The sequence below is a fragment of the Aeromonas sp. Prich7-2 genome (genome assembly GCF_017939255.1).
Taxonomy (GTDB): Bacteria; Pseudomonadota; Gammaproteobacteria; order Enterobacterales; family Aeromonadaceae; genus Aeromonas; species Aeromonas caviae.
The window spans coordinates 1-303 of the sequence record NZ_JAGKRI010000331.1 but is presented as its reverse complement, the minus strand read 5'-3'; the positions used below and the strand labels follow the sequence as shown (position 1 = coordinate 303).

Annotated in this window: 1 pseudogene; it reads right to left on the bottom strand. The window is 58.7% G+C overall.

Annotation, left to right across the window (positions count from 1 at the left end):
- A pseudogene (locus J9892_RS22630) lies at positions 1 to 143 on the bottom strand (IstB-like ATP-binding domain-containing protein); the annotation flags it as partial.
- Between the last annotated feature and the right edge of the window lie 160 nt (positions 144 to 303).

The following is a 303-nucleotide window of genomic DNA, read 5'->3' as shown; positions in this document are numbered from 1 at the left end:
TGTTCGTGTTCGACCAGCAGGCTTAGCCGCTCGATGAAGGGCAGCCCTTCGTAGGTACTTGCCTGTTCCAGTTGTTGTTGCACGGCATCCGCCATGCCAGTCAGTTTCAGGTGTCTCAAGCGGGTCAGCGTTTGTTGGGTCATGGGTTTTTTCCTCGTTAGTGGAAGCTCTGGGGGCCGCGGATGTTCTCGTGCTCTTGCGGCAGTTCTGGATAACTGAGCGGACTTGCGGGCAGTTGGTCGCGGCCACTGGTCAGCACCGACTTGAGCTGCTTGAGCCGCACCAGTCCTTCCCGGTTGGCCA